The sequence below is a fragment of the Clostridium sp. B9 genome, assembly GCF_050509515.1.
In the GTDB taxonomy this organism is placed as follows: domain Bacteria; phylum Bacillota; class Clostridia; order Clostridiales; family Clostridiaceae; genus Sarcina.
The window spans coordinates 1,192,809-1,210,228 of sequence record NZ_JBNWKA010000003.1; the positions used below are offsets into that span (position 1 = coordinate 1,192,809).

The window sequence follows — 17,420 nt, forward strand, 5'->3', positions numbered from 1 at the left end:
TTTAAATTACTTTATTTTAAATTCATCAATTAAAGTATAGTCATTTACATAGTTTGTATTATTAATTATTGAAATATCAGTATTTTCTTGTATATTAGAAAACTCTAATATATATTCATTAAGCTTAGAGGGGTTTGGATATACTTCAGGGTAATGGACTACTAATCCATCTTTTGATGTAGCTATTATATTAGTTAAATTAGTTATATCATTAGGGTTACCTTTATAATAAAGTTTTATATTTTGACCATCCCTTTTAGAGTTATAAAACTCGCCTGTACTTCCATTATGATAATATAAAGTTTTAAAATAGGATATACCGTCTTTGGTGACTTTATTTTCTTCACTTTCATTCTTTAGCTGAAGTGTTTTATAGGAATCAGTTTCATAAATTTCTAATAATTCATCTATATTATATTTAGGGTTAAATACACTTAAGCTTATATTATTAGCTTTTTGGAATTCATCGATGGCTATTCCTTTAAAGAAGGTTGAGCTTTCACCTAATACTATATTGCCAATTGAAGAGAAGCTACCTGAGTTAAGACCACCATACATTTTTCCATCAACATTAAGAGTATAGAATAGGTCATTTACTGAACGTAATTTTTCAATAGATTCACCAGAAAATGAGCGGATAGTTCCTAAAATTTCAGTTCCTAAAACACTTGAGTTAATTTCTTTAAACTTTAATTTGTAATCATTAAGCTTAGTATTCCTTATTGATAATTTATCAAACTTATCATAGCTTTTTCCAAAGTCAACTTTAAAGCTAAAGTTAGCATGTCCAAAACTAGCATTAGATTCAGGAGTTTCCATTTCATGAACAGCTATATTTACTGTTGTTTTTTCTGGAATCCTAGAATTATATTTAGCTTCAATAATTTGAACCATGTTGTAATCATCAATTCTATGAGCAGATGAAGTAGCAGATTCAAAATGAGCATCTCCAATTGCTGAAGAAACCATAAAGTTATTAAATGCATTTTCTTTTAAGGGTTCATTACCTGTAATTCTAATAGCAATCAATGATCTATAAGGAGTTACTAGTATTTCTTCTATGGTATATTTACCACCTTGAACTTCTTGAGATACACCTACATATTGACTATAGTCTATATATTCATTATAGACTCCTAAGATTTCATATATACTGCTTAGAACAGGGATATTACTTGCTTTAACTGGGGAAGCATAGAATGCTCCTGTGCACACCATAATACTTAATCCAGCTACCATTGCTATTTTTTTGAAGCCAAAGGATTTATTTTTAATAGCTTTTCTATATGTCTTTTTTATGCGTTTCTTTTCTATGTCATTTAATTCAACATTTATATTGTCAAATTCACATTCATCTATATTTAAATCATCTAGCATATCTAAAAGTTCTTTATTATCCAATTTTAATATCCTCCTTTTTTAACGCTTCTGAGAGTTTAATTTTACTCCGTCTAATTCTATTACTTATAGCATTTTCGCTAATTCCAATAGAACTACTTATTTCTTTAATTGAGTAGTGTAGAAAAAATCTTTTTATAAAAATATCCTTATTTTCATAGTCAAAACTATTTATTACAGATAGAATTTTTTCTTTCATCTCTTTATTTTCTAAGAGTGAATTGAAAGAAGTATCTTCTCTATCATAGTTTTCTAGGCTAACAACATTATCATGCTTTTTTTCTTTGCGAAGCATATCTATAGCTGTATATTTTGTCATAACTATTATCCAAGCTTTAAATTTTTCGTCGCCTTTATGAAATGAATCTATATTATTCCAAATCTTAAGAAGAACATCATTTACACATTCCTCGCTAAGTTCTCTATTATTTAAAACAGAATAGGCAACCTTAAAGATTAAATTCCCATAATTATCAAAGACATAGTCTAAGGCTTTAGGATTTTTCTTCTTTAAATGCCTTATAAAATTATTTTCTCTCATAAGAGATTATCCCCCTTTAGTTTCTTTGAAAGTACCTTCATAAAATAAGTCGTAATAATTTTATATTATCTTTCGCTAGTTTTTAAAATAATTATTATTTAGCCTAATTAATAGGCCTGGTTTTAAATTAATGTTGATATATATCATAAGATTTAATTTAATTTTTGGCTTTGTTTTAAGTTTAAACCTTTCAATAAATATAAGAAGATGTTTATTATCTTAATAACAACGCCAATTAATAAGTAAATCTTAATATAGAGTATCATTTTTCACATATTTAATTTGTAAAAAGATTTAACCATATTGGTGTAAAGTTATAGGAAGTAATGATTAGAAAACTATAAAAATGAGATGAATCGTAGAGTTTCTTAAGTTAAAAGAAAGTTAACATAAGTAAGCTTGGGAAAAATAAGAAAATGATGTATTCTTAATGTATGGAAATATTTTACAAAAAAGAGGGGCGATTTAATTATGGTAGAAAAGAGAAGAAGCAAATTAAAGAAGAAAAAAGCTAAAGATATTAGATTGTTTGTTTATGGAATTTGGGCACTTATATTTTTATTAGATATGATTTTCAATATGAATAATTTTGTAATGGGTGCAGCTATAAATTGTGTGTTAATAGGAATACTTGTTTATCTAGAGTTTTATTCTAGAGATTGATGTGTAGTTAAATAATATAATTTTAGATAGACATAAAGGATATTTTTAACTGAGTATGAATTTGAAAAAAGAAATATATTATATTTATTGAATTAAGTTAAGGGCTGTTAAGTATAGCTTTTAACTTAATTCAAAACAATCAAAGAAATATTATAAGAAATTATATAAAATAATTTGTGAAAAAAAGTTGAACGTTTTCATTAGTTGTTTTATAATTACATGCGTAGAGTATTTTTATCGAATTTCTATAATGAATGAAATCTTTTTTAGGGTAAGTTTATTAAATAGAAAAGAGATAAAAAATTTTTTTGAACCTTTTGGAACCGTTACCGAAAACTTCGATTAAATTTAGAGAGAGAATATTATAGGGGGATTAAATTTATGGCAAAGATAACTAGGGAGGCTATACATCATATAGCTCAGAGCAATTATTCTTATGGATATAATGATGATACATTACATTTAAGAATTAAAACTAAAAAGGATGAAGTTAATAAAGTTGAAATAAGAGTTGGAGATCCATACATCTGGGATGAAGGAGGATGTGATGGTGGAAATATGAATGCTACAGGAGAATCATGGGTTGGTGGTAAAAACTATCTTATGAAAAAAGAATGTGAAACTAAATATTTTGACCATTGGATTATAGAATACAAACCAGAAACAAGACGTTCAAGATATGCTTTTATATTACATGGAGATGAAGAAGTTTTACTATATACAGAGAAAAGAGTTCATGAATTAGATGGAAAAAATGACAATAGAAAATTATGTGCAATAGGGGATTTTTACTGTTTTCCATATTTGAATAAAGCAGATGTTGCCAAGATACCAAGTTGGGTTAAAGAGACTATATGGTATCAGATATTCCCAGATAGGTTTTGTAATGGTGACAGGAGTATAGACCCGGAAAATGTTGAACCATGGGGAACAGAACCTACTAGATATAATTTTATGGGTGGAGATATACAAGGGGTTTTAGATAATTTAGATTATTTATGTGAACTTGGAGTAAATGGTTTATATTTCTGTCCAATCTTTGAAGCATCTGAAAATCATAGATATGAAACTATAGATTACTTTAAAGTTGATCCAGCTTTAGGAACTAATGAGTTGTTTAAAAAATTAGTTCGGGAGGCACATAAAAGAGGAATGAAAATAATGTTAGATGCGGTTTTCAATCATATAGGATATTTTTCACCTCAATGGCAGGATGTTGTAGAGAATAATGAACAATCAAAATATAAAGATTGGTTTTGTATTAAGCAGTTTCCTGTTGTTCCAACAACTTTTAAAATGTTAGATGGAAGAAATTTAAATTATGAAACTTTTGGAAGAATAAAGACAATGCCAAAATTAAATACTGAAAATCCAGAGGTAGTTGATTATTTGCTAAAAGTAGCTAAATTCTGGGTAGAGGAAATGGATATAGATGGATGGAGACTTGATGTTTGTAATGAAGTAGATCATGTGTTTTGGAGAAAATTTAGAGCGGTTATAAAGGAGACTAAAAGAGATACTTATATTTTAGGAGAAGTGTGGCATGATGGACTTCCATGGCTTATGGGAGATCAATTTGATGCTGTTATGAACTATCCTATGACTGATGCTATTAAAGAATTCTTCTGTTTAAATGAGACTAATGCAGAAGAGTTTATATACATGATAGAAGAGAATAAGGTCAGTTATTTAAGACAAGTTGGAGAAACAATTTTTAATCTTTTAGATAGTCATGATACTCCGAGAATATTAACTGTTGCTGGTGGTAATAAGGATAAGATGAAATTAGCTTATCTATTTATGTTTACGCAAGCTGGTTCTCCATGTATTTATTATGGAGATGAAGTTGGTATGGAGGGTAACCAAGGCATGGGAATGGAACTTCATAGAAGATGTATGATTTGGGACGAAGAAAAGCAAGATAAGGATATGCTTCAATTTATGAAGAGACTCATAAAGTTAAGAAAAGAAAATAAGGAGTTCAATTTACTAGATAATAATTGGATAATAGGTGATAGTGATATACTTATTTACTCTAAAGGTGACATATACATTGTTATAAATAATTCAGAGAATGATGAAGAGATTATATTGCCAGAAGAATTAAGAAATAAGACTTTGAGAGAATTGTTTAATGGTGATATAGAAAATTTAAATGATAGATTAAGATTAAAAGCATTTTCATTTAAAATTTATAAAATTAAATAAATTTTTATATTATATAAGATAACGAGGCTTTAATTGTTAATTAATACAGTCTTTAATCAAAAATGGTTTAAAATATAGTTTAACACAAGGAGGACTGGAGTAGAATTAAGGTGGAATATTATTAAGTAATATTCTACTATTTTACTAACAGTCCTTTAGTATTTTATAGTTTAGAAATAATATTGTCTTAAAAAATTATAATGATATATTATTGGATAACAGTTACTTGAAGTTATTATATATACCTAATATTATATTGGAGAGTTTATTACTTGTAATATCTATATTTAGATTTTTGGTTACGTAATCCTGACACCAAGTACTAATTAAATCATAGTCTAGGGAGTTTAGAAAATAATCTAAAGCTTCTCTAAGTTTATTTGCAGTAACTTCATCCAATAAGTTTGTTTTAGAAGAGTTATCTATGTGATCACCGAAGTTACTATCTATCATATCTTCTATATTTTCTTCACACACTAATCCTTTAAATCCAGAAAGACCTAATGCAAATACTGGAGTTCCTAGTCTTAAAGCTTCTAATGCAACACGACCTGTACCAATTACTGCATAGCTTTTTTTATAGAAGTAATCAACATCTCTTACAGAGCCGATAACAAAGACTTTTGTTCCATATATTGAGTTTATTTTATTGGCATATTCTATTATTTTTATCTTTTCTTTACCTTCTCCTAAGATTAAGGCATAGATATTTTTATGGACTTTTAGAAGTTCTTCAAAGCTTTTTAAAAATAATAGAGCTAGTTTTGATTTACCTAAAGAAAGCCTACTGCAATAAGTAAGAAACTTAGGAGAGCCTCTATTTTTAAAAGAGTTTGTAGAGGAGTTAGTAATCTTATCAAAAAGTATGTTTAAAAGATTTTTATCCTTGTGAGATGAAAAAAAGTTTTCTTTAATAACACAAGAAGAAGTTTCAATAGAAATAGAATTAGGAATTATATAAAAGTGGTTTTCATTAAACTCTTTAATTATAGAGTTATAGTTTAAAAAGGTCATTTTACTTACAAATACAAGAGATTCAAAAATAGAAGCTGCTTTATAAATAGTTTCATGAGAGTAAAATGTTCCATGAATAGTTGCTAAAACAGGAATAGAATACTCTCTTTTTAATTCGTAACATAAATTGATTTCATTTGGACCATGACATAACAAAATATCAATTGAATTTTCTTTTATAATATTTTTTAGTTCTTTTAAATTAGGAAATTTGTATATATCAAGTTTAGGAAAAGTAGGGTTATGGGAGTTATTTGATGAGTTTTTTTCTTTAAGAAAAACTGATGAGGATTTAATAATATTTATATTGTTTAATATAAATATATCTTCTAAAATTCCACCAGCAGTAAGAATATATGGAGTTAAATTATTATTTATCAAAGCCTTACAAAGAGAAAGTATATATGTTTCTGTTCCTCCTATATTAAGTTCTTCAATAGGAATTAGTATTTTGATATTAGGTGACTCAGAATAAGTTAATATATTTTGAGGTTTGTTATCATGAATTTCTACTGATTCTTTTAAAAACTTTCTATTTTCTATGGTTTTATACCTGTTAAATACTGAAATAATATTGTTACTAGATGAACTATTATCTATATTTATATTTTCTTCATGAGGTATTCTAGCAATTCTTATATAGGTAAATGCATCTTTAGCTTTTTCAATTTCAGTGTATGATAGTAAAAAAAGTATTAAATGAAGTTCATTTTTTAGTTGCTTTTTTGATAGTATAATCTTTAGTTTTTTTAAAAAGCTTCTTTTTATCATAAAGGTATATAAATCTAAAGGTATATATGAGCTTAAGCAAGCAAAATCTATTTCTTCTTTTGTAATAAACTTATTAGAATCGTTACAAGAAAAATATAACTCATTATTATTAGTTTTAAATTCAAAATCTTTTATATTAGTTATTGGAATAGATTCATTTAAAATATTTTTAGATATGTTTAAGGGGATTTCCAAAGATGAAACTATATCTGAGTCAGTTTTTTCTATTAATTCAACTTGTCTTTTAATCCTTTCTTTGTGAAGTATATCGTGATAGTTTATTGGGCACAAAAACTTTCCATTACTTATCTCATATCCAGTAATAAGCATATCTTTAATGGTAAAACCATAATCTACTTCTATTACTTTTATCATATCATTAGGCAATTTAGGGTTAGTACTAAAGGATGTTGCAATTAAATTTGAAATATATTCTTTATTATTAGAAAAGATTAAGAGTTCCCAATCATTATAGCTTTGATTTATTATGCTAGTTAAGCTTTCAAATAAAAATAAGGAGTGTGATTTCATGGGAGATTCATATAAAACATCCATGTTTTCAACACTCTTATAATTTTTAAATGAATTCTGTGAGATAGGAATAAAAAGTAATAAACTTACTTTAAAATTCATACTTACTTTGTTGAAATCTTAACAGTTATCCCCTTAATCTGAGGATCTGTCTTTACTTCATATTTATCTATTATATAACTGCAGTCATATCCGTTATAAATTAAAGGAAACTCTATGGTATTTGTTCCATTGCCAGGAATAAAATAGTTTTGTAAATGTACTAGCACAGGTGAACCTGTATCCCAGTCGTATATAGAAATAGTTTGAAAGCTTAAGCATGGATTTGCATTCTTTAGGATTATAACCAAAGTATCTGCATTTTCAGGACGCATTAGGATTCCACACGAGCATTTATTCATAAAAAACCTCCACATTATAATTAAAAATTCCATAATTATATCCTATGAAAATATAAAACTATTTGATAATGTTATTAAAAATTGTGTACGCAAAATATTTGTTTTCATAGAATATAGTAGTTAAGCCTTAGAGTAAGAGGGATGAATTAATTATGGTTAAAGAACGAGAAAAGGGGTTAGTTAGCATAGTTATATCTAATTATAACAATGAAGACTATATCGAAGAATGCTTAAATTCACTGATTAACCAAAGCTACAAAAAAATAGAAATAATTATTATAGATGATTTTTCTACTGATAATAGCGTGAAAATTATAGAAAACTGGATTGAAAAAAAGGGAAAGGCATTAAGAAAAAATAAAAAGTTAATATTTTTAAAGATGCCTAGAAATTGTGGGTTTGCAGCTGCTGTTACTACAGGTCTTTATATTGCTAGTGGTGAATTTATAGCAATGCAAGATGGAGATGATATATCTAATAAAGATAGGATAGAAAAGCAAGTTAAATATTTAATTTCAAATGAAGAAATAAATGCTGTAGGGACAGATTATTCAATTTTTAAGGATGATGGATTAAGAATTAATACTCCAACTTTTATTCAGTTTGGTGTTGAAGAGATAAAAGATACTTTCGCAAAAGGAGGAAATGCTGTATCTCATGGAACTCTGTTGATAAGAGGAGAAGTATTTGATAAGTTAGGTGGATTAACAAGAAGGTTAGATGGTGCTGAAGATTATGAGTTTATAGTTAAGTTATTGCCATATGGATTAGATAATTTAAATGAAGAGTTATATATGTATAGAGCTCATGAAAAACAGAGGTCTAGAAAGTTTTATAGTAAAAAACATAATGTAGTAGGAATTAAAAAAGAAGATTTAAATGTACTTTTAGTATTAGATCAGTTTAACATAGGAGGAACAGAAACACATGTGCTTTATTTAGCAAAAGAACTTATGGGAAGAGGCGTTTCAGTAAGTATATTAGGAGGAAGAGGAGAGTTAGAGCCTGAATTTAGAAAGTTAAACTGTAGGGTCTACAATGTGAATTTTCCAACCACTGTTTTAAAGGATTCTATTAAAAGTAGAGAATATAAAGAGATGATAAAAAAGATAATTAATATAGAAAATATTAATTTAGTTCATCTTCATCAATCTCCTTCTGGGAGTTTAGTTTTAGATGTTGCAAATGAAATGGGAATAGCAAGTGTATTTACCATTCATGGAATGTATTATCATGATATAGTTTCTACAAAATTACCTTTAGCTAATGAAGTTATTTGTGTTAGTTATCCTACTTATGAATGGTTATTAGGATATGGTATTAATGGTAAGGTTGTTGCAAATGGTGTTAATTATGATGAGTTTAATGAAAAATTACTAGGAAAGAATATAAGAGGACGATTTGGAATAAAGAATAATGATTTTGTGGCAATGTACTGCAGTAGAATGGCATGGGGAAAGGTTAAAACATGCGAAAATCTAATAAGGGTATGTAGGGATTTAAAAAGAGAAGAAAGTATAGAAGTACATGCCTTAATAGTTGGTGATGGTCCGGGATACAAGGAGCTTAAGAATATAGGAGATAGAGCTAACAAGATGCTTGGAAAAGAATTAATACATTTTACTGGTGGACAAACTGATTTGCCAGATTTTTATAATTGTAGTGACTTTGTGGTTGGGACTGGTAGAGTTGCTATAGAAGCTATGGCATCTAAAAAGCCTGTTATAGCTACCGGGAATAATGGATATTTTGGATTAGTCAATGAGGAGAACTTTGATGAGGCTTGGAGAATGTACTTTGGAGATCATGGTTCTAAAAGGAGTAATAATGCTATTTACCTTTATGATGATATTAAAAAGCTTTGGCTGAATAAGAAAGCGATAGATAGGGGATTAGATAAGGTTTTTGAAAAAAGTAATAAGATATTTGAAATTTCCAATATAGCTAATCAAGTAATAGATATATATATGGAAGCTTTTCAATAGGAGGATTTTATGAAGATTCTTTACATTGGATGGGTTGGTTCTAAAAATATAGGTGATGAACTTATGCTAGATTGTTTTAAAAATCTTGCTAAAGAAAAGTTTGGTATGGGCTGTGTAGTGCATGGAATCATGTGTGGTGAGAATTTCAATGACTTTGATAAATATGATGTTGTATGTCTTGGTGGAGGACTCTATACTAATGCATGGTTTTGTAAATGTTTTGCACAGAGCATTAAAGAGTGGTAAGAAAGTAATGGTTTGGGGTTCAGCATATGATTCACTTGATGAATTTAAAAGTATTGATGGTTTAATGAATAGAAAATATGTATATATTTATCCAGATTTAACTGAGGAAAAATTATATGAATTATCTAAGAAAGCTAGTTTTTTTGGTGTAAGAGGCCCAATAACTTATAAAATTCTAGAGCGTTCAAATATAGATATGAGCAAGGTTATATTATCTGGTGATCCTGGATTCTTACTTAAGGGAAAGGGAAAGGAAAATCCATTTGGCTTTAAAAAAAAGAATAAATTTGTAGGGATAAATGTTGGAACATCTATGAATAGGATTTATGGCGGAGATGAAGAACGAATATTTAATGAGTTAAGTAAAATAGCTAATGAGCTTATAGATTCAGGATATAGTATATATCTTTATTCAATGTGGCCAAAGGATACTGAAAGCATTTTAAAGTTTTATAAAAGTTTAGACAAACCTCATAAGGTTATATGTGATTTAGAAAATAGAAAAGGTGAAGATTTGGTAGATATAATAAGGGAATGTACTTTTACAATAAATTTTAAATTGCATTCTAATATTATATCAGCAGTAGCTGGAGTGCCTTTTGTATGTTTAGGTTATAGACTTAAGTGCTATGATTTTGCTAAGTCCATAGAGTGTGAAAATTTAGTTGTTTCTACGGGCAGTACTAAGTTTTACAGAGAGGTAAAGAGAGTCATTGCTAATATAGAAAGAAATAATGAAGTTATATCTGGAAAAATTATAAGAAAAATTAGTTCATATAAAAAGATTTTAGATAAGTCTTTAGATAACTTAATTTAAATAAGCGAGGTGCTTTAATATGAAATCAAAGAATACTAAAAATTGTTGTGAAGAAAAAGTATCTGATTGTATTTGTTATTATGGAACTTATAGTCAGAGTAGCTGTAATGGAAATAACATGATGAAAAAGAAGGATTGTAAAGATGAGGTTTTTTGGGAAGGGGCTGCAATAATAGAAGAATTGCCAAGTGAAAGTAACGTGCCGTTCAAAGCTAAATGGATAGCTGGAAGTTCTATAAAACAAGTATCACCAACAATGATATATTTAAAAGCTAATAGAAGATATATGGTTAACTATGATATTAAGCTATATGTTGGTGAAAGTGGATATGGAACTGTTATACCAAGAATAAATGAAGAGGAGGTTACTTCTGGAATAGCTAAATCTAATGAGCCAAATGAAAAGGGTGAAGTTAAACTTGCTAAAAGCTTTGAGATAATTACCGATGAATGTGCCGCAGCGCTAGACTTTTTAATTACAGGAAGTGAATGCTTTCTTAATGGAAGAGGATTACTGTTTATAACAGAGTTAAAATAAAAATTTGATAACTAAGGTTAATAAGTGGTTATATTAAAGGTTGTTTTGATATAACCACTTAAAAAATATACTAATATAGAATTTAAATGCATTAATAAGATTAGATTAAAGTGAAGAAATAATGAATATTCTTGTAAATGATTACAAAAGGCTTTTGAGGTGTTATAATTAAGATGTAATTAGAGTTTAAGAAGGTGAGAATATGAGAGAGTTATATTTAAGAACACTAAAAAAAGAAGTAGTACCATCAGAAGGATGTACTGAGCCTATAGCTATAGCCTATGCAGCATCAATAGGGGCAGAACAATTAGATGGAGAAGTAAAAGAGGTAAATATATTTTTAAGTACAAATGTAATAAAGAATGCACTAGGAGTTGGAATACCGGGAACAGATGGAGGCGTTGGAATAGAAATAGCAGCTGCCTTAGGAATCTCAATTCAAAAATCCTATAAAAAGTTAACAATATTATCAAACTTTACAGATAAGGAACTTGAAAGGGCTAAGCAAATTGTTGATAGCAACATAATAAATATAAGACAAAAGAACATAGACAAGGCTCTTTATATAGAGGTAGAACTTACAGATGGAAAAGATAAGAGTAAGGTTATAATAGAGGATTCACATACTAATGTTACTGTTATTAGAAAAAATGATCAGTGCTTATTAGATAAAGAGTGTGGAGAAAGTGCAATAGAGAGAGAAGAAGACTATAAGTTATTTACAATAAAAGATATTTATAATTTTGCTAAAGAAACTGATTTTGATGATATAAAATTTATATTAGAAAGTGCGAGAATGAATGAGCAGGTATCAGAAGAAGGGTTAAAGGGAGAATATGGTCTTCAAGTAGGAAGCAAAATATTAGAGAAGGGAAACTTTAATTTATTTTCTAACGATGCTTCAAATAAAATTATAGCAGCTTCGGCGGCAGCCTCTGATGCAAGAATGGATGGATGTCCAATGCCAATAATGACAACTGCTGGTAGTGGTAATCAAGGTATAGCTTGTTCAATACCAGTTGCATCAACATGTAGGCTTCTTGGAAAGTCAGAAGAAGAATTGGCTAGAGCGTTAGTATTAAGTAATTTAGTTACTATAAGAATTAAAAAGCATATGGGAAGATTATCACCTTTGTGTGGAGCTGGAATTGCTGGTGCAACAGGAGCATCATGTGGAATAACATATTTATTAGGTGGAAACTTAGAAAATATAAATTACTGCATAAATAATATGATATCAGATTTATCAGGGATGATATGTGATGGAGCTAAGGAGACTTGTGCATTAAAGATAGCTACAGGGACTAATGCAGCTATTCAATGTGCAAATCTTGCAATGAATGGCATATCAGCGACATCTAATGATGGAATAGTATCTAAAGATGTTGAAAAGACCATAGAAAGCATAGAGGTTTTAATAAGAAATGGATTTAATAATGTAGATGATACAATACTTAATATAATGCTAGACAAAAAGAAAAAAGAAAAATAATTTTAAAAAATCTGCAGTATGGATAAGTTAACTGATAAAACCATGCTGCAGATTTTTTGTGGGCTCTATTTTAAGTGAGCTTTAAGTGAGCGGGGGTGTATCAAAACTTAATAATAAAACTTATTTTGATACAGCACCATTGCTTTAAAATAGGGCTTTGTATTTAAGCTAATTAGTGCCTTTCATATGTCTAAATAATCGTTTCTTTGCAGCTAATTTAACTAGTAAAGATACTATTAATATAGCTATAATAATTATTATTAATGGACTTATTCCAGTTGTTTTTATAAGGTCATCTAACTCAGTATGTAGCCCAAGATTAGTAAATGTTAAGATTAATGGATAGAATATTAAGTATATTGAAATGCTTAATACTGAACATATAAAGAATATAAGAGTAAATTTATGATATACTCCATTTCTTAATGAATTATTAAATATAAGAACTAAAATAAATAAGAATAATATAGGAATAATTATACCTATTAAAAGGTTAATTGGATAAGTTATGCTACCATAATGAGCATTTGAAACTTTTATTCCATGATCAAATCTTAAAGTTCCATTACATATCACACCTATAATTGCTTTAGAAATATCATGTAAAAGTCCAATAATGAAAAATGATGCTATTATCATAATTATTGTTGAAATAGTTGATTTGAGTTTATCGTTTTTATTCAATTGTTTCACTCCTTAAAATACTTTTTGATTTATATAAATTTAATTAAATTTGAACAAAGTGTGAATTGGTCCTTTATTAATATAGTACTTTTAAAGTTATAAGTAAAGTAGTAAATAGAATAATTGGAAATTTATGAGTTTGTAATAATGTACAATGTACACTTATTATGATAAGTAGTATGGTATAGTTGTAAGGTTAATTAAGATAGTGATTTATATTTTTATTATTAAGTTTAGGGGGGAGCTATTCTAATTATTATATAGGAATATTATCTTTACGATAAGTTAGGATAGCGAGAAGATTATGAGTGATTATTTAGTGAAAAGTTTTTATGGAAAAAAGTTTGGATTTTATAAGACAGAAGAAGAACCAGATGAAGGGATTTTTCAGTTTGATGTTTTAAGTGATATTCACATTACAACTGATGACCCAAATGATGAACTGAGTCTTAAGTTTGGTAAAGCTATTAGAGATATTAAAGAAAAATTTCCTAAGTCAAAAGCTCTTTTAGTTTGTGGTGATTTTGCAGAGAGCAATGATGAGGAACAGTTTAAGGGATATTTTAGTATTCTAAATGAAAATAAAGATAGATTAGAGTTTATAACTGCAATAGGTAATCATCAAGTAAGATGGTTAGATCAGTGGGAACCAATCTGTAATCGATATATAAATTATAATAAGCCATATATGGGAGAAAATAATGACAATATTTATTTTGATAAATGGATAAATGGGTATCATTTTATTGTAATGAATACTGAGTGGAACATAAAAGATAGAGCTTATATATCAAAGAAACAGCTAAATTGGTTAGATGAAAAGATTGCTGAAGGATATGAAGATGGAAAACCAGTGTTCTTAATACTTCATCAACCATTGAGAGGAACTTTTTGGAATAGTAATGAATGGGATGAGGGGGTACAAGATTTTGAAATAAAAGAGGTATTAAGAAAGTATCCCAGAATAATACTTTTTTCTGGACATATTCATAATGGGCTTGGTACTTTAGATATATTAAAGAAAAAGTATGGAATAATGGTTGATGTACCTGGTTTTCGTTCTAATGATCAAGGTGATTCAAGAGGACAAATAGGGTATCATATAACTGTTTACCAAGATAAAGTTCAAATAAGTTTATATGATTATTTAAATCATAGATATATTAAAGGCTACAATTACATAGTTGATTTAAACTCTAAGTATTATAGTATTTCAAAATTTATAGATTATGATTTAATAAGTAAAGAAGCTTTTGAAAGAGTTTTACTAGAGAAGTATAATAAGAAAAAAGTTCAAGAGATTTTAGAGATTATAAAATTTGAAGATGATAAAATTAACTTTAAAAATTTTGAAGACTTTATAATGTGTACTGAGAAGTTTTCGGAAATAAGTTTTGATGATAATGATATAAATAAAGATTTTTCTATAATAGCAAGAATTAAGCTACAAGGTGAAGTAGTAGAATTAGCTTTTTGTAATGAGGAATTAGGAGAAATAGCTTTATATCTAAATGGAAGAGAAGTAAGAGTTAATGAAATAGAAAATAAGTTATCACAGGGATTTAATGTTTTAAATATAAAAACTTATAAGGATTTTTTAGAAAAATCAGAAATAGAGAGTGCATATAATCCATTTGTGATTAAGGTGGAAAGAAATAAAGCAATAATAAGTTGGACAGCTTTAATCGATGAAGAGATAGAAGTTAGAGAAATTTTAGTCAATAAGGAGGAAAGAATAAGTGTTCCTCAAGGAGAATCATATATTTCTTTAACTAATTTAGAGGCAGGAAAAGAGTATGAATTACTTATATTAACAATTGAAAAAGTCAATAAGAGAAATGTTAGAGATGCTTATCAGATTAATTTCATAACTAATAATCTTAATTAAGCTAAAAATATATTCAAGAAAAGTTAACTCCCATGTAATCGTATTAACTATATTTTGTTTATGTAATGCTATATACTAAAAATAGTAAAAATATAAAAAAATGGGAGTGGAATACATGGGGAAGGGAATTAAAAAAGAAAAATTATATATTAAAGCAGCTAAGGAAGGAAATCCTATAGCTCAATTAAATTTAGGAAGTTTATATTACTCTGGAGAGATTGGTGAGAAAAATTATAAACAAGCTGAGGAATGGTATTTAAAATCTGCCAAACAAGGAAATGAAGTAGCACAGTTAAACTTAGGTGTTATGTATTATATTGGAGAGGGAGTAAAACAAGATTATAAGAAAGCAGAAAAATGGTATAGAAGAGCTGCAGAACAGGGATATTCAGTAGCTCAATTTAACCTAGGAAACATGTATTACTTAGGGCATGGAGTAAGACAAGATTATGATAAGGCAGTATCTTGGTATTTGTTAGCTGCTAGACAAGGATATCATGTAGCACAAAATAATTTGGCTATAATGTATAAAGAGGGAAGAGGCGTAGAAAGAGATTATGAGAAGGCCTTTGAATTATTTAGACAGGCAGCAGAGAGTGGAAATAGTGATGCACAGAATAAATTAGGAGAAATGTATCAGCAAGGGATTGGAACTAAAGTTGATTTTAATAATGCTTACAGATGGTATAGAAGAGCAGAGAAGCAAGGTAATACAGAGGCTCAAAACAATCTAGGAATATTATATTGTTTAGGGAAAGGTGTAGAAAGAGATTATAAAAAGGCAGAGGTTTTATTTATAAAGGCTGCTAAGAAGGGAAGTGCCTTAGCTAAAAATACTTTAGGTGTAATGTATTATTATGGACAAGGTGTAGAACAAAGTTTTGAGAAAGCTTTTGAATATTTTAGTGATGTAGCGTCTAAAGGAATACCAGATGCCATGAATAGATTGGGAATAATGTATCAGAATGGTGAAGGTGTAGATAAAGATTTAGATAAAGCTTTTGCTTTATTTACAAAAGCCTCTGAAAGGGGGCATTTAGAAGCTAATTTCAATATAGGAACTATGTATTATGAAGGCGAAGGAGTAGACCAAGATTATAAAAAAGCATATGAGTATTTTAAGAGTGGAGCAGAGAGAGGACATGCTGATTCACAGTGTAATCTAGGATTTATGTATCAAAACGGATTAGTAGTTGAGCAGGATTTTAGTAAAGCTTTTGATTTATACAATAAATCATCCTTTCAAGGACATGCTCCTGCTAAAAATAATTTAGGAATAATGTATTACTTAGGTCAAGGATTAGAACAGGATTATAATAAGGCATTTAGATTATTTAATGAAGTTGCAGGACAAGGTGTTGCAGATGCCCAATGTAACTTGGCGTTTATGTATTATTTAGGACAAGGTACAGAGAAAGATGTGCAAAAGGCAGTAGAACTATTTAATATGTCAGCAGAGCAAGGAAACAAAGATGCACAAGAGTCATTGGAAAAATTATTTGTAAAAGAGGCTTAAAAGAAATTTAAGAAACGTTTTCAGGGTGTGGTATAATTATTATAGAAGTTCATTATGCCAGAAAAATAGAGAAAATTAAAATAAATAGGCATAATATTTAGCATGGTTGTACTGGAGATGAGATTACATGAAAAAACTAGTGAAAATAGTAATAGCTATATGTATTTTAGTTATTTTAGGAGTATTAATAGGTAAACATTATAATAATTTAAAAATAGAAAGATTTAATAAATATATAGATAATGCAAATAAAGCTATAAACAATCAGGAGTATAAAGTAGCAGAAGTTTTATTAGATAAGGCAAAGTCAATCAATAGAAATGCTCCAATAATATATGAAAAGCTTGATGAGATTCAATTTGATCAAGAACAAAACCAACTTTACAGTAGAGGCATGGATTTAGAAGAAATGAATAACTATTATGAAGCTATTAATGTCTTTAAAGAGATTAGTCCAAAGGCAGAAGAGTTGAGTAAAAATAGTGAGATTGAAATAAAAAAGTGTAAAGATGCTATAATAAAAAATTATGTTGTACAAGCTAATCAGGTCTTAGAACAAGGTAATACAGAATATGCTAAGTATTTAGTAACTAAAATGGAAAATGTAGATAAAGATAATCCTGAGATAGGGATAATAAAAACAAAAATAAAAAACTATGAAGCTTTTAAAAATAAATAGCTAACTTTAAAAAATAATTGGCTTTGTTTTAAGTGAGTGTTGATTTCT

The 17,420-nt window shown here is 28.1% G+C and carries 15 protein-coding genes; 10 read left to right on the plus strand and 5 right to left on the minus strand.

Annotation, left to right across the window (positions count from 1 at the left end; genetic code table 11):
* Positions 1-6 precede the first annotated feature (6 nt).
* Complete coding sequence (locus ACQZHJ_RS05420) at positions 7-1,401, minus strand: DUF4179 domain-containing protein (protein ID WP_430484521.1); 1,395 nt, start codon at positions 1,399-1,401, stop codon at positions 7-9.
* A complete protein-coding gene (locus ACQZHJ_RS05425; RefSeq protein ID WP_430484522.1) occupies positions 1,394-1,939 on the minus strand; it encodes a sigma-70 family RNA polymerase sigma factor in 546 nt (181 codons plus the stop codon). The genes ACQZHJ_RS05420 and ACQZHJ_RS05425 overlap by 8 nt, the downstream gene beginning before the upstream one ends.
* A gap of 471 nt (positions 1,940-2,410) precedes the next feature.
* Here ACQZHJ_RS05425 and ACQZHJ_RS05430 point away from each other — a divergent pair, with 471 nt between their 5' ends.
* Together ACQZHJ_RS05430 and ACQZHJ_RS05435 are read left to right on the plus strand one after the other, a co-directional pair.
* Entirely contained in the window at positions 2,411-2,602 is a 192-nt protein-coding gene (locus tag ACQZHJ_RS05430) for a hypothetical protein (protein WP_430484523.1), read from the plus strand.
* Positions 2,603-2,983: 381 nt separating this feature from the next.
* Positions 2,984-4,810, plus strand: coding sequence for a glycoside hydrolase family 13 protein (locus ACQZHJ_RS05435; RefSeq protein WP_430484524.1), 1,827 nt, complete (start codon positions 2,984-2,986; stop codon positions 4,808-4,810).
* 222 nt (positions 4,811-5,032) lie between these two features.
* Here ACQZHJ_RS05435 and ACQZHJ_RS05440 read toward each other — a convergent pair whose 3' ends face one another.
* Positions 5,033-7,228, minus strand: a complete 2,196-nt coding sequence (locus ACQZHJ_RS05440; RefSeq protein WP_430484525.1) for a glycosyltransferase — start codon at positions 7,226-7,228, stop codon at positions 5,033-5,035.
* Between the two features lie 2 nt (positions 7,229-7,230).
* Positions 7,231-7,527 carry a hypothetical protein gene (locus ACQZHJ_RS05445; protein ID WP_430484526.1) on the minus strand — a complete coding sequence of 99 codons (297 nt, stop codon included), beginning with the start codon at positions 7,525-7,527 and terminating at the stop codon, positions 7,231-7,233.
* A 152-nt stretch (positions 7,528-7,679) separates the two neighbouring features.
* On the opposite strand from ACQZHJ_RS05445, the gene ACQZHJ_RS05450 reads away from it, so the two are divergent.
* From ACQZHJ_RS05450 to ACQZHJ_RS05470, 5 genes are all read left to right on the plus strand, one after another.
* Positions 7,680-9,512 (plus strand): glycosyltransferase, encoded by a 1,833-nt coding sequence (locus ACQZHJ_RS05450; protein WP_430484527.1) that lies wholly within the window; start codon positions 7,680-7,682, stop codon positions 9,510-9,512.
* A gap of 9 nt (positions 9,513-9,521) precedes the next feature.
* A complete protein-coding gene (locus tag ACQZHJ_RS05455; protein WP_430484528.1) occupies positions 9,522-9,758 on the plus strand; it encodes a hypothetical protein in 237 nt (78 codons plus the stop codon).
* Positions 9,712-10,575, plus strand: coding sequence for a polysaccharide pyruvyl transferase family protein (locus ACQZHJ_RS05460; protein WP_430484529.1), 864 nt, complete (start codon positions 9,712-9,714; stop codon positions 10,573-10,575). Before ACQZHJ_RS05455 ends, ACQZHJ_RS05460 begins: the two co-directional genes overlap by 47 nt.
* Before the next feature lie 19 nt (positions 10,576-10,594).
* Positions 10,595-11,113 (plus strand): hypothetical protein, encoded by a 519-nt coding sequence (locus tag ACQZHJ_RS05465; protein ID WP_430484530.1) that lies wholly within the window; start codon positions 10,595-10,597, stop codon positions 11,111-11,113.
* Positions 11,114-11,315: 202 nt separating this feature from the next.
* Positions 11,316-12,605: a serine dehydratase subunit alpha family protein gene (locus ACQZHJ_RS05470; RefSeq protein ID WP_430484531.1), complete on the plus strand. Its 1,290-nt coding sequence runs from the start codon at positions 11,316-11,318 to the stop codon at positions 12,603-12,605.
* 168 nt (positions 12,606-12,773) lie between these two features.
* Here ACQZHJ_RS05470 and ACQZHJ_RS05475 read toward each other — a convergent pair whose 3' ends face one another.
* Positions 12,774-13,289 (minus strand): hypothetical protein, encoded by a 516-nt coding sequence (locus ACQZHJ_RS05475; protein ID WP_430484532.1) that lies wholly within the window; start codon positions 13,287-13,289, stop codon positions 12,774-12,776.
* 304 nt (positions 13,290-13,593) lie between these two features.
* Between ACQZHJ_RS05475 and ACQZHJ_RS05480 the strand changes: the two genes are divergently transcribed.
* From ACQZHJ_RS05480 to ACQZHJ_RS05490, 3 genes are all read left to right on the plus strand, one after another.
* On the plus strand, positions 13,594-15,177 hold the full coding sequence (locus tag ACQZHJ_RS05480) for a metallophosphoesterase family protein (protein WP_430484533.1): 1,584 nt from the start codon (positions 13,594-13,596) through the stop codon (positions 15,175-15,177).
* A gap of 115 nt (positions 15,178-15,292) precedes the next feature.
* Positions 15,293-16,693, plus strand: coding sequence for an SEL1-like repeat protein (locus ACQZHJ_RS05485; RefSeq protein ID WP_430484534.1), 1,401 nt, complete (start codon positions 15,293-15,295; stop codon positions 16,691-16,693).
* 127 nt (positions 16,694-16,820) lie between these two features.
* A complete protein-coding gene (locus tag ACQZHJ_RS05490; protein WP_430484535.1) occupies positions 16,821-17,372 on the plus strand; it encodes a hypothetical protein in 552 nt (183 codons plus the stop codon).
* Positions 17,373-17,420 lie beyond the last annotated feature (48 nt).